Source organism: Streptomyces sp. NPDC023573 (genome assembly GCF_055559735.1).
The window spans coordinates 111,016-129,376 of the sequence record NZ_JBVHKB010000015.1 but is presented as its reverse complement, the minus strand read 5'-3'; the positions used below and the strand labels follow the sequence as shown (position 1 = coordinate 129,376).

At 71.5% G+C, this 18,361-nt stretch carries 15 protein-coding genes; 13 read left to right on the top strand and 2 right to left on the bottom strand.

Features of this window, described 5'->3' with window-relative positions:
* Positions 1-23: 23 nt before the first annotated feature.
* Both ACZ32T_RS33900 and ACZ32T_RS33895 read right to left on the bottom strand, forming a co-directional pair.
* Positions 24-1,421: an FAD-binding oxidoreductase gene (locus tag ACZ32T_RS33900; protein ID WP_467371234.1), complete on the bottom strand. Its 1,398-nt coding sequence runs from the start codon at positions 1,419-1,421 to the stop codon at positions 24-26.
* Between the two features lie 95 nt (positions 1,422-1,516).
* Complete coding sequence (locus ACZ32T_RS33895) at positions 1,517-3,319, bottom strand: glycoside hydrolase family 15 protein (RefSeq protein WP_467270887.1); 1,803 nt, start codon at positions 3,317-3,319, stop codon at positions 1,517-1,519.
* Positions 3,320-3,756: 437 nt separating this feature from the next.
* Between ACZ32T_RS33895 and ACZ32T_RS33890 the strand changes: the two genes are divergently transcribed.
* From ACZ32T_RS33890 to ACZ32T_RS33830, 13 genes are all read left to right on the top strand, one after another.
* Complete coding sequence (locus ACZ32T_RS33890) at positions 3,757-5,430, top strand: CTP synthase (RefSeq protein ID WP_467270727.1); 1,674 nt, start codon at positions 3,757-3,759, stop codon at positions 5,428-5,430.
* 76 nt (positions 5,431-5,506) lie between these two features.
* Positions 5,507-6,133, top strand: a complete 627-nt coding sequence (locus ACZ32T_RS33885) for an NUDIX domain-containing protein (RefSeq protein ID WP_467371232.1) — start codon at positions 5,507-5,509, stop codon at positions 6,131-6,133.
* A 206-nt stretch (positions 6,134-6,339) separates the two neighbouring features.
* A complete protein-coding gene (locus ACZ32T_RS33880) occupies positions 6,340-8,412 on the top strand; it encodes a tetratricopeptide repeat protein (RefSeq protein ID WP_467270731.1) in 2,073 nt (690 codons plus the stop codon).
* A gap of 143 nt (positions 8,413-8,555) precedes the next feature.
* Positions 8,556-9,671: an alanine dehydrogenase gene (gene ald, locus ACZ32T_RS33875; RefSeq protein WP_467270888.1), complete on the top strand. Its 1,116-nt coding sequence runs from the start codon at positions 8,556-8,558 to the stop codon at positions 9,669-9,671.
* Between the two features lie 358 nt (positions 9,672-10,029).
* Positions 10,030-11,148 (top strand): ParA family protein, encoded by a 1,119-nt coding sequence (locus ACZ32T_RS33870; RefSeq protein ID WP_104790119.1) that lies wholly within the window; start codon positions 10,030-10,032, stop codon positions 11,146-11,148.
* Positions 11,145-11,744 carry a hypothetical protein gene (locus ACZ32T_RS33865; RefSeq protein ID WP_467371259.1) on the top strand — a complete coding sequence of 200 codons (600 nt, stop codon included), beginning with the start codon at positions 11,145-11,147 and terminating at the stop codon, positions 11,742-11,744. The genes ACZ32T_RS33870 and ACZ32T_RS33865 overlap by 4 nt, the downstream gene beginning before the upstream one ends.
* A gap of 101 nt (positions 11,745-11,845) precedes the next feature.
* Entirely contained in the window at positions 11,846-12,937 is a 1,092-nt protein-coding gene (locus ACZ32T_RS33860; RefSeq protein ID WP_467270735.1) for a segregation and condensation protein A, read from the top strand.
* Positions 12,934-13,584 carry an SMC-Scp complex subunit ScpB gene (scpB, locus tag ACZ32T_RS33855; RefSeq protein WP_467270737.1) on the top strand — a complete coding sequence of 217 codons (651 nt, stop codon included), beginning with the start codon at positions 12,934-12,936 and terminating at the stop codon, positions 13,582-13,584. Before ACZ32T_RS33860 ends, scpB begins: the two co-directional genes overlap by 4 nt.
* A complete protein-coding gene (locus tag ACZ32T_RS33850) occupies positions 13,584-14,744 on the top strand; it encodes a pseudouridine synthase (RefSeq protein WP_467270739.1) in 1,161 nt (386 codons plus the stop codon). Before scpB ends, ACZ32T_RS33850 begins: the two co-directional genes overlap by 1 nt.
* Positions 14,745-14,872: 128 nt before the next feature.
* Positions 14,873-15,526 carry a nicotinamide riboside transporter PnuC gene (gene pnuC, locus ACZ32T_RS33845; protein ID WP_467371229.1) on the top strand — a complete coding sequence of 218 codons (654 nt, stop codon included), beginning with the start codon at positions 14,873-14,875 and terminating at the stop codon, positions 15,524-15,526.
* Entirely contained in the window at positions 15,523-16,602 is a 1,080-nt protein-coding gene (locus tag ACZ32T_RS33840) for an AAA family ATPase (RefSeq protein ID WP_467371226.1), read from the top strand. Before pnuC ends, ACZ32T_RS33840 begins: the two co-directional genes overlap by 4 nt.
* Positions 16,599-17,342 (top strand): NUDIX hydrolase, encoded by a 744-nt coding sequence (locus ACZ32T_RS33835; protein WP_467270744.1) that lies wholly within the window; start codon positions 16,599-16,601, stop codon positions 17,340-17,342. Before ACZ32T_RS33840 ends, ACZ32T_RS33835 begins: the two co-directional genes overlap by 4 nt.
* Positions 17,339-18,361, top strand: coding sequence for an ADP-ribosylglycohydrolase family protein (locus tag ACZ32T_RS33830; protein ID WP_467270745.1), 1,023 nt, complete (start codon positions 17,339-17,341; stop codon positions 18,359-18,361). Before ACZ32T_RS33835 ends, ACZ32T_RS33830 begins: the two co-directional genes overlap by 4 nt.

Here is an 18,361-nt window from a genome sequence, read left to right as displayed (position 1 = left end):
TTACCGGCCCCCGGCCCGGCGCGTCACACCGCGGCCACGGCCGGCTTCACGTTGTGGTTCATATGGAACACGTTGTCCGGGTCGTAGCGTGCCTTCACCCGGGACAGCCGCTCGTAGGCCCGCTCCCCGAAGCCCGCGACGACCCGCTCCTGGCCCTCCCGCCCGATGAAGTTCAGATAGACGGAGCCGCTCGCCCACGGCATGACCGCCCCGCGCACCCGGCGTACCCACTCCCTGCCCTGCTCGTCGTCCGCCTCGCTCTCCCAGACACCGAACGGATGCACCGCCCACGGGGAGGAGCGCCAGGGCACCGGGTAGTCGGCGGGCCCCCGGGCCACCGCGCCGCCCATCGGGAACAGCACGTGCTGCGAGGCGGAGGGGACGGGCATCGTGGCCGCACCGGCGCAGAAGGCGGCCGCGGCCTCGTCGGGGAAGACGTCCAGATACTCCGCGGACCAGTAGTTCCGCATGCCGGGCGGGTCGTCGAGCATGCACTGCAGGTCCGCGTAGTCGACAGCACCGATCACCTCGGCCTCGCGCTCCAGCGCCAGCAGCGGCGCCGCGACCTCGCGCAGCTCCGCCTCCGTGCCGGCGTAGGTGACCAGGACCGCGCAGACGAGGTGGCCCACCAGGCCCCCGGGCACCCACTCCTCGGGCGGACCGGTGATGTAGATGCAGGCACCGCCCGCCGCGTCCGGGGCGGACTCCATCACGTCCCGGTACGTACGGACCGCTTCCGGGCCGTTCTCAGGGCGCAGGAGAAGCAGCGCCATGCTCATCGCGGGCAGCTCGTGGAGCCGCAGCGTCAGGGAGGTGACCACCCCGAAATTGCCCCCGCCGCCGTGCAGGGCCCAGAACAGCTCGGGGTTCTCCTGCGCGCTCGTGTGTACGCGGCCGCCGTCGGCCGTGACCAGCTCGGCGGCCAGCAGGTTGTCACAGGCCAGTCCGAAGGCCCGCTCCAGCCACCCCGAACCGCCGCCGAGCGTGAAACCGCCGACACCGGTGGTCGAGACCCGCCCGCCCGTGGTCGCCAGGGCGTAAGGCTGGGTGGCCCGGTCCAGGTCGCCCATGGTGGCTCCGCCGCCGACGCGGGCCGAGCGGGCCTCCCGGTCGGCCTCCACCGCGCGCATCCGGCGCAGGTCGATCACCAGACCGCCCTCGCTCAGGGCCATGCCCGCCACACTGTGACCGCCCCCGCGCACGGCGACCTCCAGGTCCTCCGCGCGTGCGAAGCGGAGAGCCCGGGCGACGTCCGCCTCGGAGGCGCACTGGGCCACCACCGCGGGTCTGCGGTCGATCATGCTGTTGAAAACGGTCCGGGCCTCGTCGTATCCCGGGTCACCGGGGACGAGGACCGCGCCGGTGAAACCGGAGCGGAGGCCGGCCGGAGCGGACTCCGGAGCCGAGGTGCGGGGCGTCATGGCGTGCCCCCTTCGCAAGGCGTGACAGGGCCCTTCCATCGTAGGTCCGGCCGTGGAAGCCGGCCGTCCCACCGGACCCCGTCACACCCTCCGGATCACCCGACGTACGCCCCGCTGGCCGTCAGCCGCAGCGCCGTGTCGATCAGCGGTACATGGCTGAACGCCTGCGGGAAGTTGCCCACCTGGCGCTGGAGCCCGGAGTCCCACTCCTCGGCCAGCAGGCCCAGGTCGTTGCGGAGCGACAGCAGCTTCTCGAAGAGCCGGCGGGCCTCGTCGACCCGGCCGATCATCGCCAGGTCGTCCGCCAGCCAGAACGAGCAGGCCAGGAACGCGCCCTCGTCGCCCTCCAGGCCGTCGACGCCCGCGTCGTCCCCCTCGGTGGGGTAGCGCAGCACGAAGCCGTCCTCCGTGGACAGCTCCCGCTGGATCGCCTCGATCGTGCCGATGACGCGCTTGTCGTCGGGCGGCAGGAAGCCCATCTGCGGAATCAGCAGCAGGGACGCGTCCAGCTCCTGCGAGCCGTAGGACTGGGTGAAGGTGTTGCGCTCGGGGTCGTAACCCCGCTCGCAGACATCGCGGTGGATGTCGTCACGCAGCTGGAGCCACCGCTCCAGCGGCCCCTCCGCGTCCCCGGACTCGATGAGCTTGATCGTGCGGTCGACGGCGACCCACGCCATCACCTTCGAGTGCACGAAGTGCCGGCGCGGCCCGCGCACCTCCCAGATGCCCTCGTCCGGCTCGTCCCAGTGCTTCTCCAGATAGCTGATCAGCTTGAGCTGGAGCCCCATGGCGTAGTCGTTGCGGGTCAGCCCCGTCATGTGCGCCAGGTGCAGCGCCTCGGTGACCTCGCCGTACACATCGAGCTGCAGCTGGTTCGCCGCGCCGTTGCCGACCCGGACAGGGCCGGAGTTCTCGTACCCGGGCAGCCAGTCCAGCTCTGCCTCGCCGAGCTCACGCTCGCCCGCGATGCCGTACATGATCTGCAGGTTCTCCGGGTCGCCCGCGACGGCCCGCAGCAGCCACTCGCGCCAGGCGCGGGCCTCCTCGCGGTACCCGGTGCGCAGCAGGGACGAGAGCGTGATCGCCGCGTCCCGCAGCCAGGTGTAACGGTAGTCCCAGTTCCGGGAGCCGCCGATGTCCTCCGGCAGGGAGGTGGTCGGCGCGGCCACGATGCCGCCGGTCGGGGCGTAGGTGAGCGCCTTGAGCGTGATCAGCGAGCGGACCACTGCCTCCCGGTAGGGGCCGTGGTACGTGCACTGCTCGACCCACTCGCGCCAGAAGCTCTCCGTCGCCTCCAGGGAGGACTCCGGCTCCGGCACGCTCGGCGGCTCGTGGTGCGAGGGCTGCCAGCTGATGGTGAACGCGATCCGGTCGCCGGGCGCCACGGTGAAGTCGGAGTACGTCGTCAGGTTCTGGCCGTACGTCTCCGCCTCCGTGTCGAGCCACACGGAGTCGGGCCCCGCGACGGCGACCGTACGGCTGTCGACCTTGTGGACCCAGGGGGTGACCCGTCCGTAGCTGAAACGCATCCTCAGCTCGGAGCGCATCGGCACCCGGCCGCTCACGCCCTCCACGATGCGGATCAGCTGGGGGGCACCGTCACGCGGCGGCATGAAATCGGTCACGCGGACCGTGCCGCGTGGGGTGTCCCACTCCGATTCCAGGATGAGCGAGTCGCCGCGGTAACGGCGCCGGTCGGCAGCCGGGGGCTCCGCCCCCTCGGGGCGGGCAGGGCCCAGCCGCCAGAAGCCGTGCTCCTCGGTACCGAGAAGTCCGGCGAAAATCGCGTGTGAATCGAAGCGGGGCAGACACAGCCAGTCCGCTGTGCCGTCCCGGCAGACCAGGGCTGCGGTCTGCATGTCTCCGATGAGTGCGTAATCCTCGATGCGCCCGGCCACGTGCGTCTCCAGTCGAACGGCCATGTCGCCCCGCAGGGCGCTTACTGCTGGTCAAGGGGTCGTTGTAATAGAACCGACGAGCTCTTGCACGGGTGAGCGGGCTGGGGTGGAGCCGCTGGGCCGGCCAACTCGGCAGCGAGTGTCCGAGCAGGATACGACGCAGATGGGGGTTCCGCGCGACTGTCCGGCAGTTGTCCGTCGCCTGTCACGGGCGAATGGGTGGGACCTGAAACGGACGTGGTGATCTTGTGCCCACGCCGGAGGGGCATGGCCGGAAGCGGCCTCCCCGCGTCGCTGTTACCCTGGTAGCCCGTGGAGCGGTGGTCGTCCCGACAGTGGACGAGGCCCCCGAACCGCAGCGACGGCGCCCGAAGAAAATCTTCGTCGGCATGCCGGTACGCACCTCACGATCGCGACCACGGGAGCCCCCTTTGGCTATGCAGCCCACATCCACGACGACCAAGCACATCTTCGTCACCGGGGGTGTCGCCTCCTCCCTCGGCAAGGGTCTGACTGCCTCCAGCCTGGGTGCCCTGCTCAAGGCACGTGGCCTGCGGGTCACCATGCAGAAGCTCGACCCCTACCTCAACGTCGACCCCGGCACGATGAACCCCTTCCAGCACGGTGAGGTGTTCGTCACCAACGACGGCGCCGAGACCGACCTGGACATCGGCCACTACGAGCGCTTCCTCGACGTCGACCTCGACGGTTCGGCCAACGTCACGACCGGCCAGGTCTACAACACCGTGATCGCCAAGGAGCGGCGCGGCGAGTACCTCGGCGACACCGTCCAGGTCATCCCGCACATCACCAACGAGATCAAGCACCGCATCCGCCGCATGGCGACCGACGACGTGGACGTCGTCATCACCGAGGTCGGCGGCACCGTCGGCGACATCGAGTCGCTGCCCTTCCTGGAGACGGTCCGCCAGGTCCGCCACGAGGTGGGCCGCGACAACGTCTTCGTCGTGCACATCTCGCTGCTGCCCTACATCGGCCCCTCCGGCGAGCTGAAGACCAAGCCCACCCAGCACTCCGTCGCCGCCCTGCGCAACATCGGCATCCAGCCGGACGCCATCGTGCTGCGTGCCGACCGCGACGTCCCGACCGCCATCAAGCGCAAGATCTCGCTGATGTGCGACGTCGACGAGACCGCTGTGGTGGCCTGCAAGGACGCCCGGTCGATCTACGACATCCCCAAGGTGCTGCACACCGAGGGCCTGGACGCCTACGTCGTCCGCAAGCTCGACCTGCCGTTCCGCGACGTCGACTGGACCACCTGGGACGACCTGCTGGACCGTGTCCACAACCCGGACCACGAGGTCACCGTCGCCCTGGTCGGCAAGTACATCGACCTGCCCGACGCCTACCTCTCGGTCACCGAGGCCATCCGGGCCGGCGGCTTCGCGAACAAGGCACGCGTCAAGGTCAAGTGGGTCGCCTCCGACGACTGCAAGACCCCGGCCGGCGCCAAGAAGCAGCTCGGTGACGTCGACGCCGTCTGCATCCCCGGCGGCTTCGGCGAGCGCGGCGTGATCGGCAAGGTCGGCGCCATCCAGTACGCCCGTGAGAACAAGGTGCCGCTGCTCGGCCTCTGCCTCGGCCTCCAGTGCATCGTGATCGAGGCCGCGCGGAACCTCGCCGGGATCGCCGACGCCAACTCCACCGAGTTCGACGCGGCCACGGCCCACCCCGTCATCTCGACGATGGAGGAGCAGCTCGCGTACGTCGAGGGCGCGGGCGACCTGGGCGGCACCATGCGGCTCGGCATGTACCCGGCGAAGCTCGCCGAGGGCTCCCTGGTCCGCGAGGCCTATGCCGACGAGCCGTACGTCGAGGAGCGCCACCGCCACCGCTACGAGGTCAACAACGGCTACCGCGCGGAGCTGGAGAAGAAGGCCGGACTGGTCTTCTCCGGCACCTCCCCGGACAACAAGCTCGTCGAGTACGTCGAGTACCCGCGTGAGACGCACCCCTATCTGGTCGCCACCCAGGCGCACCCGGAGCTGCGCTCCCGCCCCACCCGCCCGCACCCGCTCTTCGCCGGCCTGGTGAAGGCCGCTGTGGAGCGCAAGGTCGCGGCGGCGCAGGCGCCCGCCGCCGACGCGTAAGGCGATACGGTTGACCGGGGTACGGATCCCTCACGGGATGCGTGCCCCGGTTTCTTTCGTTCGTGGGAGGACGTACATGGGTTTCCAGGACACGCCCGAGGAGTGGCAGGTCACCGCGACGGTGACGCCCTTCACCGGTAACAAGACCAGCGTCCGCACCGACGACGTCGTGATGCCCGACGGAAGCGTCCACAGCCGCGACTACCAGGTCCACCCCGGTTCGGTGGCCGTCCTCGCGCTCGACGGGGACGGCCGGGTGCTCGTGCTGCGGCAGTACCGGCACCCGGTGCGCCACAAGCTGTGGGAGATCCCGGCGGGGTTGCTCGACGTCCCCGGCGAGAACCCGCTGCACGCCGCGCAGCGCGAGCTCTACGAGGAGGCGCACGTCAAGGCCGAGGACTGGCGGGTGCTGACCGACGTCTACACCACGCCGGGCGGTTGCGACGAAGCCGTGCGCATCTTCCTCGCCCGTGATCTCTCCGAGGCCGAGGGCGAACGCTTCGAGGTCGCGGAGGAGGAGGCGGACATGGAGCTGGCACGCGTGCCCCTCGAGGAGCTCGTGCGGGGCGTGCTCGCCGGTGACCTGCACAACAACTGCCTGGTCGTGGGCGTCCTGTCGCTCACCGCGGTCCTCGCGGGCGACGGGGTGGACTGGCTGCGCCCGGCCGAGGCGCCCTGGCCCGCCCGCCCGTTCGAGGCCTGACCCGGTCCGGCCCGCCCTCCCGAGGGCGGGCCGGACACCGGTCCGAATGCCGGGCCGATCGTGGGCCGATCGTACGAAACGCTGATCCGATCGAGGGATGTGTCCGCCGCGCTCGGCCGTGATCGCCCGCACCACTGAACTACGCTCGAAAGGCCCGGACCGGACTTCCGGCGGGCAACCGCGTGCAGCGAAGTGGAGCGTGGCCCGTGACCGATCAGGCGGTGGACACCAGCGGCCCGGCCCCAGTGGCGGGGACGGCGGGAACCAGAGAGCCGCCGGACGTGACCACCACTCAGTTCTTCGGCCGCGCACGCGAGTTGAAAGCCCTCCGGGAAGACATCGAGCGGGCGGGCCTGGACACACTGGCGGGCCGCAAGGCCGCCCGCGCGCGGGTCCTCCTGATCGCCGGCCGGCCCGGATCCGGACGCACCGCGCTGGCCGCCGAGCTCGCCCGCGGGCTGGCCGAACCCGGCGACTACCCCGACGGCGTGTTCCGGGTCCCGCTCACCGAACCGGGGGGCGAGCGCGTCCCCACGGAGCGCACCGCTCGCGCGCTCCTGGACCTGCTCGGGGTCACCGCGCCGCCCGGAGCGGACGAGGACGAACTCTCCGAGATGGTCCGCGAGGCCTTCGCCGTACGCCGCGCCCTGATCCTGCTGGACGACGCCGTCGACGCCGAACAGGTCGACCCGCTGCTCCCCGACAACCCCGACTGCCTGGTCGTGGCCACCGCGACCGGCCCCCTCACCGGCATCCAGGGCGTCCGCCCCTGCACCATCGGCGGGCTGGACGCGGGGTCCGCGGTGCAGCTGCTCGCCCGCGCCATCGGCCAGGTCCGCATCACGGTCGACCCGCGGACCGCCGAGACGCTCGCGCAGGAGTGCGGCGGACATCCCGCCGCCCTGACCCTGGTCGCCGGCTGGCTCGCGGCCCGGCCCGGCGCCTCGGTCGCCGATGTCGCCAAGCAGCTGCGCGACCAACAGGACGCACCCGAACCGACCGCCGGCGGCCGGCCGCTGGCCCGGGCCTTCCTGCTGGTCCACGAGTCCCTGCCACCGGCCTCCGCCCGGATACTGCGGCTGCTCGCCCTGGCCCCCGCCGGGCTGGCCGACGCCCACACCGCCTCCGCCCTGGCCGGGTGCTCCGTATCCGCGGCGCAGGCGACGCTGGACGACTTCGTCAGGTCCGGGCTGCTCAGGTCGAACGGCGCCGAGCAGCCCGAGTACGAGATGCCGGGCTGCCTCGTCCCGCTGGTCCGCGCCGTGCTGGAGGAGCGGGAGCGGCCCGCCGAGATCCAGCTCGCCCGGGCCAGGATGCTGGAGCGGACCGTGCGCCGGCTCCAGGCCTGCCGTGCGGTCACCGACCCCGAGGACTCCCCGGCCCGCCGCCGGCTCGCCGGGCTGCCGCGCTCGCTGCGCTTCCCCAGCCCGGAGAACGCCGCCGAGTGGCTGCGGATCCGCGAGCCGGCGCTGCTGGCCTCCGCCCGCGCCGCCGTGCGCGAGGGCGACCTGGACACGCTCGCCCGCCGGCTGGTGGCCGCCCTCGTCCGCGCCCTCGCCGTGCACCGGGGCACCGAGGAGGCGGCCCCCGTGCTCTACGGGCTGCACGGCCTGGTCCTCGATGTGGCGGAGCGCCGGGACCTGCCCCGGGAGAAGGCCGCCGCCCTGCTCAACCTCGCCGATCTGGACGCGAGGACCGGGCGTACGCGGGAGGCGCTGGCCCGCTACCGTGCGGCGCTGGACGCCGGACGCGCGGCGAACGACCTCTACGCGACCGGCAGGGCGATGGAATCCGCAGGCGGCGCGTACGCCGAGCTCGGGGACTTCAACCGGGCCTCCGACTGGTACGGCCGGGCGCTCGCGCAGCGGCTCTCGCAGGGGGAGCGGGCCGACGAGGCGCGGCTGTACGGCCGGCTCGGCGCGGTCCACACCTACGCCGGCCGGTACGGCGAGGCGCTGCGCAACTGGCGCGCGGCGGCGGCCGGCCACCGCAGGCTGGGGGACCTCCCGGCGCAGGCGCGTGCGCTCAGCGAGGCCGCACGGGTGCAGGAGTACGCGGGCCGGCCCCAGGAGTCCCTGCACACCTGCCGGGAGGCGGTCGACCTGGCCCGCAGGGCGGGTGACGCCCGTCTCCAGGCCGCGCTGGAGCTCAGGCTGGCGGACACGCTGGACCGGCTCGGGGACCCGGCGGCGGCCCGGCTCCACCGGGCGACGGCCGACAGATTGCTCGGTGAGGAGGACTCTGCCTACGAAATCCGTAGTGCTTCGAACAAAACTTAATGCTTTGTAAGGCTGGACAGCGGGAAGTCCTTCATTAATGATGGCTCTGCCGCAGATCTCTGCGGCGTCCCCCTTTATGCTTGGTTCATGCGGTTATGTCCCGCTATGCCCAGCCAGCCTCCGAGTCAAGGACCGTGATCGACGTGAAGGTCGGCATCCCCCGCGAAGTCAAGAACAACGAGTTCCGGGTGGCGATCACCCCTGCCGGAGTGCATGAGCTCGTACGCCACGGCCACCAGGTCCTCGTCGAGCGGCACGCCGGTGAGGGATCCTCCATCCCGGACGAGGAGTACGTCGCCGCCGGCGCGCGGATCCTGCCCACCGCCGACGAGGTCTGGGCCGCCGCCGACCTGCTGCTCAAGGTGAAGGAGCCGGTCGCCGAGGAGTACCACCGCCTCCGCAAGGGCCAGACGCTCTTCACGTACCTGCACCTCGCCGCCTCCCGCGCCTGCACGGACGCCCTGCTGGAGTCGGGCACGACCGCCATCGCGTACGAGACCGTCGAGACCGCGAACCGCGCGCTGCCGCTGCTCGCCCCGATGTCCGAGGTCGCCGGCCGCCTCGCCCCGCAGGTCGGCGCCTACCACCTGATGCGCTCGGTCGGCGGGCGCGGTGTGCTCCCCGGCGGAGTCCCCGGCACGGGATCGGCCCGGGCCGTCGTCATCGGCGGCGGGGTCTCCGGCTGGAACGCCACGCAGATCGCCGTCGGGCTGGGCTTCCACGTCACGCTGCTCGACAAGGACATCAACAAGCTGCGCGAGGCCGACAAGATCTTCGGCACGAAGGTGCGGACGGTCGTCTCCAACGCCCTGGAGCTCGAGAAGGCCGTCGTCGAGGCCGACCTCGTCGTGGGCGCGGTGCTGATCCCGGGCGCGAAGGCGCCGAAGCTGGTCACCAACGAACTCGTCGCGAAGATGAAGCCCGGAAGTGTTCTTGTCGACATTGCGATCGACCAGGGAGGCTGCTTCGAGGACTCGCATCCGACGACGCACGCCGAGCCGACCTTCATGGTCCACAACTCGGTCTTCTACTGTGTCGCGAACATGCCGGGTGCCGTGCCGAACACCTCCACCTACGCGCTCACGAACGCCACGCTGCCCTACATCCTGGAGCTCGCGAACCGGGGCTGGGCCGATGCCCTGCGCCGTGACGCCGCACTGGCCAAGGGTCTCAACACCCATGACGGCCAGGTGGTTTACCGCGAGGTGGCCGAGGCCCACGGCCTCGACCACGTCGAACTGAGTGCGCTTCTCGGCTGAGCGGTCAACCCTCTCCGTCAACCTCACACGTCCGGCCGGACCTTGCCCAGCAAGGTCCGGCCGGAGGCGTGAGAGGGCCGGGATCAACTCGCCTGAGACGTAACCCTCCACCCGTTTTGCACCCCCGCGAAAGGTGCGCCCCGGGCGCTCCGTGCTCTTGACAGAGGGGTGTTCGATTGCCGACACACAGGGCCGGGTCCGGCGGATTGTGTTGCTGCGAACCGGTGACACGCCATAGAGTCGCCAATCGTCGGCATGGTGCCACGCTGACCTATCGATAAGTTTCCTGGTCACATCCAAGGAGGTAAGACGACTTGTGAATGAGTCGACAATTACTCCCGGGGGTGGTCAACCAGGGATGCCTGCACGGGGTCTGAGCCCGATCGGGCTCGAAGCTGTCGGCTCCGTCGCTGTCCGCACCTTCGCCACCCACCAGCACATGACGACAGCCCCCCAGATGATGGACGGCCTACACGTGAACGCCATGGCCGGCAACGAAAGTGGCCGAGAGACCTCCCACTTCGCCGACTTCGCCGAGGTGCCCGAGGGGCACTTCTACGACCCCGATGCCGAGTACGAGCCCGATCCGGAGTACGCGGCCACCCTCGCGCCCGACGCCGCCCGTCAGCGCCGCGAGCGGATCGGCCCGACCGGCCGGCCGCTGCCGTACTTCCCGATTCCAGGTCCCCTGACGGACCACGGCCCCGCGAAGATCATCGCGATGTGCAACCAGAAGGGCGGCGTCGGCAAGACCACGTCGACCATCAACCTGGGTGCCGCCCTCGCCGAGTACGGCCGCCGCGTCCTGCTCGTCGACTTCGACCCGCAGGGAGCCCTGTCCGTCGGCCTCGGGGTCAACCCGATGGAGCTCGACCTCACCGTCTACAACCTGCTCATGGAGCGGGGCATGGCGGCCGACGACGTGCTGCTGAAGACGGCCGTGCCCAACATGGACCTGCTCCCCAGCAACATCGACCTCTCGGCCGCCGAGGTGCAGCTGGTGAGCGAGGTGGCCCGGGAGTCGACGCTGCAGCGCGCCCTCAAGCCGCTGATGGCCGACTACGACTACATCGTGATCGACTGCCAGCCGTCGCTCGGCCTGCTCACCGTGAACGCCCTGACGGCGGCTCACAAGGTGATAGTCCCGCTCGAATGCGAGTTCTTCGCGCTGCGTGGTGTGGCGCTGCTCACCGAGACCATCGAGAAGGTCCAGGAGCGGCTCAACCCCGAGCTGGAGCTGGACGGCATCCTGGCCACGATGTACGACTCCCGCACGGTGCACAGCCGTGAGGTGCTCGCCCGTGTCGTCGAGGCCTTCGACGACCACGTCTACCACACCGTCATCGGACGTACGGTGCGCTTCCCGGAGACCACGGTCGCCGGTGAGCCCATCACGACGTACGCGTCGAACTCGGTCGGTGCCGCCGCCTATCGCCAGCTCGCCAGGGAGGTGCTCGCCCGGTGTCACGCCGAGTGAGTCTGCCGGGGGCCGACGAGCTGTTCCGTACCACCGGGGGCATGGGGCTCCAGGGCTCGTCCCCCGCCGAGCGGCGACGCAAGGCGAACGGCGAGGCGCGGGTTCCCGCACCGGCCGGTGGAAGTGATTCGACGACGGCGCCGGACACCGGCCAGGACGGTACTCCGGGAAGCGGCGACACGCCCGCCGGGGCGTCCCGGGAGGAGCACTCCGCGGCGGACGCCGACGGCGGCGGCTCCCGCAGCCGCGCCGACGGGGACGACCGGGGCCGGACCGCCCCGCCCCGGGCCCGTACCGCGCCCGGGCAGGAGCAGACCGGGACGTCCGCCACCGTCCAGCCGCAACGCGGACGCGGGGGCGGCCGGGGAGCCAACCGGCGGCCCAGTGGCCGTGAGCGCCACGACGAGAAGATCACCGTCTACGTGTCGGCCGAGGAACTGATGGACCTCGAGCACGCGCGCCTGGTGCTGCGCGGCGAGCACGGGCTGGCCGTCGACCGCGGACGCATCGTCCGCGAAGCGGTCGCCGTGGTGCTGGCCGACCTGGAGTCGCGCGGCGACGCGAGCATCCTCGTACGGAGACTGCGGGGCCGCTGACCGGCGCGGCGCCGGTAGCCTGCCGGGGGAGGGCCGTCGCACGGACGGCCCCGCCCCGGGGCCCACCGCCCGCCTCCCGCCGCACCCCTGGACCCCAGCGCATGCCGACTGCCGACGACACGCCCCGCCCGACCCGCCGTGCCCTCGGCCGCGGGCCGGGGACGCGGCCCGACCGGGCGCCTGCGGCCCCGTACGCGGCCCCGGAGGCTCCCCCCGGGCCGGTGGCGGCCGTGGAAGCCCCGACCGGGCCCGCGGGGCCCGTGGAAGCGCCGCCGGCCCCGCCGGCCACTGACGGGCCCGTGGAGAGCCGTCCCGAGGCGGTTCCGGTGGCCCTCGTGCCCGACGCCGACGAAACCGGGGACGAAACCGGGGAGGCGGCGGGAGCCGACCGGCGGTTCACCGTGCGGCTGGTCAACTTCGAGGGCCCCTTCGATCTGCTCCTCCAGCTGATCTCCAGGCACAAGCTCGATGTGACCGAGGTCGCCCTGTCGAAGGTCACCGACGAGTTCATGGCACACATCCGGGCCATGGGCACGGACTGGGACCTCGACCAGACCACCGAATTCCTCGTCGTCGCCGCCACCCTGCTCGACCTCAAGGCCGCCCGGCTGCTCCCCACCGCCGAGGTGGAGGACGAGGCCGACCTGGCCCTCCTGGAGGCACGGGACCTGCTCTTCGCGCGGCTGCTGCAGTACCGCGCGTACAAGAGGATCGCGGAGATCTTCAGCGACCGGCTGGAGTCCGAGTCCCGCCGCTACCCGCGCACCGTGGGGCTCGAACCCCAGCACGCGGAGCTGCTGCCCGAAGTCGTGATCAGCATCGGCCCCGAAGGGTTCGCGCGGCTCGCGGTGAAGGCGATGCAGCCCAGACCCAGGCCGCAGGTGTACGTCGACCACATCCACGCCCCCCTGGTCAGCGTGCGCGAACAGGCGGAGATCGTGGTCGCCCGGCTGCGCGCGGGGGGTGAGATCAGCTTCCGTGAGCTCACCGAGGACGCGGACGACACCCTCACCGTCGTCGCCCGCTTCCTGGCGCTCCTGGAGCTCTACCGGGAGAAGGCCGTCACGCTCGACCAGGAGGAGGCGCTCGGTGACCTCCTGGTGCGCTGGGCCGGGGGCGAGGGTGCGGAGCCGGTGGTCACGGACGAGTTCGACCAGGAGACGCGCGAGGCGGAGGAGGACGTACAGGCATGAGCACAGACGACGAGGGGCAGGGCGCCCCGGTTGCCGGGCTGGACCTCAAGCCCGCGCTGGAGGCGGTCCTCATGGTCGTCGACGAGCCCGCCACCGAGGAGCACCTCGCCAAAGTCCTCCAGCGGCCCCGCAGGGCCGTCGCGGACGCCCTGCGGGAGCTGGCCGACGAGTACACCGTCCAGCGCCGCGGATTCGACCTCAGACTCGTCGCCGGGGGCTGGCGCTTCTACTCCCGTCCGCAGTACGCGGTAGCGGTCGAGGGCTTCGTCCTGGACGGGCAGCACGCCCGGCTCACCCAGGCCGCGCTGGAGACGCTCGCGGTGGTCGCGTACCGTCAGCCGGTCAGCCGGTCGAGGGTCTCGGCGGTACGCGGGGTGAACTGCGACGGCGTCATGCGGACCCTGCTCCAGAGGGGTCTCGTCGGGGAGGCGGGCGCGGAACCCGAAACAGGTGCGATCCTGTACAGGACGACGAACTACTTTCTGGAGCGCATGGGCCTGCGAGGCCTGGACGAGCTCCCGGAGCTCGCGCCCTTCCTCCCGGAGGCGGACGCGATCGAGGCTGAGACGCTAGAGGGTGTGCCGTCGTTCGATCCGGACGCACCGGACACCCCGGAAACTCACGCAGACGACAAGACGGACTTTTGATGCGAAGCAGTGGCAGCAACAACGGCAGCGGCAACAGGAGCGGTGGCGGCTCCAGGAGCGGCGGCGGCAGGAGCGGTGCCGGAAGGAACACCAGCGGCAGCGGCAGGAACAGCAACCCGAACCCGCGGGTCTCCGGCTCCGAGCGCGACGACAAGCAGGAGCAGCGCCCCCGCCGGCCCCGCCCCGAGGAGCGCCGCTACGACGTGGGTTCCGACAAGCCGGGCGGCGACGGCGGCCCCCGCAAGGGCCGGGGCGCGGCGGCCCGCGGCGGCGCCAAGGGCGGCCCGAAGCCCACACAGAAGGTGACCAAGGGCGGACGCCGTGTGGGCGCTCCGTCCCGCCCCCGTGAGCTCGACGCCAAGATCGAGCAGCGCAACCGTGACCGGTACGCGGGCAAGCCCGAGATCAAGACCCCCCGGACCAACCCGGGCGCCGAGCAGGAGGGCGAGCGTCTGCAGAAGATCCTCGCCCGGGCCGGCATGGGCTCGCGCCGGGCGTGCGAGGAGCTGATCGAGCAGGCGCGTGTCGAGGTCAACGGCGAGATCGTCCTCGAACAGGGCAAGCGCGTCGACCCGCAGAAGGACGAGATCAAGGTCGACGGCCTGACCGTCGCGACCCAGTCGTACCTCTTCTTCGCGCTGAACAAGCCCGCCGGTGTCGTCTCCACCATGGGAGACCCGGACGGCCGCCAGAACCTCGGGGACTACGTGAACAACCGCGAGACGCGGCTGTTCCACGTCGGACGGCTCGACACCGAGACCGAGGGCATCATCCTGCTCACCAACCACGGCGATCTGGCCCACCGTCTGACGCACCCCCGGTACGGCGTGAAGAAGACCTACCTGGCCGCCATCCAGGGCCCGCTCCCGCGTGACCTCGGCAAGCGGCTCAAGGACGGTATCCAGCTGGAGGACGGCTACGCCCGCGCCGACCACTTCCGGGTCGTCGAGAACACCGGCAAGAACTACCTCGTCGAGGTCACGCTCCATGAGGGCCGCAAGCACATCGTCCGCCGGATGCTGGCCGAGGCCGGCTTCCCGGTCGAGCGCCTCGTGCGGACGTCCTTCGGACCGATCCCGCTGGGCGACCAGAAGTCGGGCTGGCTGCGCCGCCTGACCAACACCGAGGTCGGCATGCTGATGCGCGAGGTCGGTCTGTAACCCGCGCCCCGCACCGAACGGCCCGCGGCCGGTTCCTCGTTCATTTTTTCGAACAGGAACCGGCCGCGGGCCTTTTGCGACCGGCGATTCTTCTTTATAGTCATAGTGACCATAAAGAAGGAGGCGGCGTGACGCTCGCGGACGTACTCGATCCCCTGCAGCAGCCCCTGGTGACGGTCCTGGACACCCCGGTCAGCTGGACCGAGGTGCTGGGCTTCGGCAGCGGTGCGCTGTGCGTCTGGCTCGTGGCCCGCCAGCACCTCGCCAACTGGCCGATCGGCATCGCCAACAACCTGTTCTTCATCCTGCTGTTCGCCCAGTCCGGTCTGTACGCCGACGCCGGCCTGCAGATCGTCTTCATCTCCCTCGCCGCGTACGGCTGGTGGACCTGGACCCACGGGGGTGGACCAGGGTCATCCGTCCTCCCGGTGCGGAACACCACCCGCACCGAGTGGACCTGGCTGTTCGCGGCGGGGGCGGCGGGGACTCTCGGCCTCACCCTGCTGCTCTCCCGGGCCACGGACTCGACCGTGCCGTTCTGGGACGCGCTGACCACCTCCCTGTCGCTCATGGCGACGTACGGGCAGTGCCGCAAGCGGGTCGAGTCCTGGTGGCTGTGGATCGCCGCCGACGTGGTCTACATCCCGCTGTACGCCCACAAGGAGCTCTACCTCACCTCCCTGCTGTACGTAGGCTTCCTCACGCTCTGCCTCATCGGGCTGCGCAACTGGAGCCGCGACCTCGCCGCAGGCCGGCGCGAGGACACGGTGCTGCCCGCATGAAGCGCCACGGGCACGGACTGGTCCTCGGCAAGTTCTATCCGCCGCACGCCGGCCACCACCACCTCGTCCGCACCGCACGGGACCGCTGCGAGCGGCTCACCGTCCTGGTCTGCGCCGCCTCGGTCGAATCCGTACCGCTCGCCGACCGGGTCGCCTGGATGCGTGAGGCGCACCCGGACGTCCGGGTGGTGGGGACCGTCGACGACATCCCCATGGACATCACCGACGCGGCCGTCTGGGACGCCCACATGGAGGTGTTCACCGGCGCCGTGCCCGAACGGGTCGACGCCGTCTTCACCTCCGAGGCGTACGGCGGGGAGCTGGCCCGCCGCTTCGGCGCGGAATCCGTCCTCGTCGACCCCGGCCGCACCCTCTTCCCCGTCTCGGGCACCGCGGTCCGCGCCGACCCCGCCGGCTGCTGGGACTATCTGGAGCCGCCCGTGCGGGCCGCGCTCGCGCGCCGGGTCGTGGTCCTCGGCGCCGAGTCCACCGGCACCACCACCCTGGCCCTGGCCCTCGCCGACCACTACCGCCGGCGCGGTGGTACGTGGGCGCGGACGCGGTACGTCGCCGAGTACGGGCGGGAGTTCAGCCAGGCCAAGCTCGCCGCCCTGCGTGAGCGGTGGCCGGACGCCCAGTGGGAGGACGTCTCCTTCACGACGGACGACTTCCCCCTCATCGCCGAGACGCAGAACGCCAGGGAGGACGCCGCCGCGCGTGCGGGATCGCCGGTGCTCTTCTGCGACACCGACTCCTTCGCCACCACCGTCTGGCACGAGCGCTACATCGGCGGACGCAACCCGCTCGTCGAGAAGACCGCCGACCGGGTCACCCACCACCTCTGGCTGCTCACCGACCACGAGGGCGTCGCGTTCGAGGACGACGGACTGCGCGACGGCGAGGAGCTGCGGCCCTGGATGACAGACCGCTTCCGTGCCGAACTCACTCGCACGGGAAGGCCGTTCATCGAGATCACCGGGGACCGCGACGAGCGCCTCGCAGCGGCGGTCGCCGCCGTGGACGAGCTCCTCGCCACCGGCTGGCGCTTCACCGCACCCCTGCCGGAGCGGCGATGAGCACCGCACCCGAGGGATACGACCCCCACGCCTTCTTCCCGTTCGCCGTCACCGTCGACCTCGCCGTCTTCACCGTCCGCGAAGCGCGGCTCCATGTACTGCTCGTGGAGCGCGGCGAGGCCCCCTACAAGGGGCGGTGGGCGCTGCCCGGCGGCTTCGTCCTGCCCCGCGAGTCCGCCGAGGAGGCCGCCCGCCGCGAGCTCGCCGAGGAGACCGGCCTCACGAAGAAGTCCGTATGCGCCTTCCACCTCGAACAACTGCGCACATACAGCGATCCGGACCGCGACCCCAGGATGCGGGTCGTCTCCGTCGCGTACGCCGCGCTCGTGCCCGACCTCCCCGAACCGCGCGGCGGCGGGGACGCCGCCCACGCCCGGTGGTGGGACGCCGGGGCCACCGGGCCGCTCGCCTTCGATCACGACCGCATCCTCGCCGACGCGCACGACCGTATCGGCGCCAGGCTCGAATACTCCTGCCTGGCCACCGCGTTCTGTCCCGCCGAGTTCACCCTCGGGGAGCTCCAGGGGGTCTACGAGACCGTCTGGGGCGTCGAGCTCGACCGGCCCAATTTCCGGCGCAAGGTCCTCACCACGCCCGGCTTCGTCCAGGCCGTGGACGGACCGCCGCGCCGCACCGGCGGACGGGGAAAACCGGCCGCTCTCTACCGGGCGGGTGCCGCTACCGCCCTGCACCCTCCACTGCTGCGCCCGGAAGGACGCCCTGAAGGACGGAAGTCATGATCCCGACACGGATTCTCACCAAGCAGGCGGCCACAGGCACGCTGACCGGGCTCGCGCTCGGCGACGCGCTGGGCTTCCCCACCGAGTTCAACGACGTCCCCGCGATCCTCGCGAAGTGCGGGCCCTGGCGCGAGATGCGGCTCCCGGAGCCCGCGTTCGTCACCGACGACACCCAGATGACCCTCGCCCTGGGACGCGGCATACGGACCGCCATGGACCAGGGGCTCCTCACCCCCGAGCGGATGGTGGGTCCGGTCCGGCAGGAGTTCGTGCGCTGGAACCGCTCACCCGACAACAACCGCGCTCCCGGCCGCACCTGCCTGGAGGCGTGTGCGCTGCTGGAGGGCGACCGGATCTGGCAGGAGGCCAGCCGGACCGGCTCCAAGGGCTGCGGCGCCAACATGCGCGTCGCGCCCCTCGGCCTCGTGCCCGGCCTCAGCGACGAACAGCGTGCCGGGGCGGCCCAGCTCCAGGCCGCCCTCACCCACGGCCACCCCACCGCGCTGGCGGCCTCCGACCTGACGGCCCGCGCGGTCCACCTCCTCGCCCAGGGTGCCGAGCCGCTCGGCCTGGTGGGCCAGCTGCGCTCCTACGCGTACGAGAACCGGGGCCGCTATCCGGGCCGGTGGCTCGGTGACCTGTGGCGGTACACCCACGACGCCTCGCCCGAGGCGTTCATCAGCCGGGGCTGGGACGAGTGCCTGGCCGTGCTGGAACACCTCCAGGACGCACTGCGCCGCCCGTCACCCGAGACCGACCCGTGCGAGCGGACCGGCGACGGCTGGATCGCCGAGGAGGCCCTCGCCACCGCCCTGCACTGCTTCCTGCTCTTCCCCGAGGACCCGTTGACCGCCCTGCGCCGGGCGGCCTGCACCCGGGGCGACTCCGACTCCATCGCCTGTCTCACGGGCGCGTTCGCCGGAGCGCACCTGGGAGCGGGCGCCTGGCCCAAGGAGTGGTCGGAACGCATCGAGTACCGCAGCGACCTGCTGTCGCTGGCCGCGCTCTGGGACGCGTGA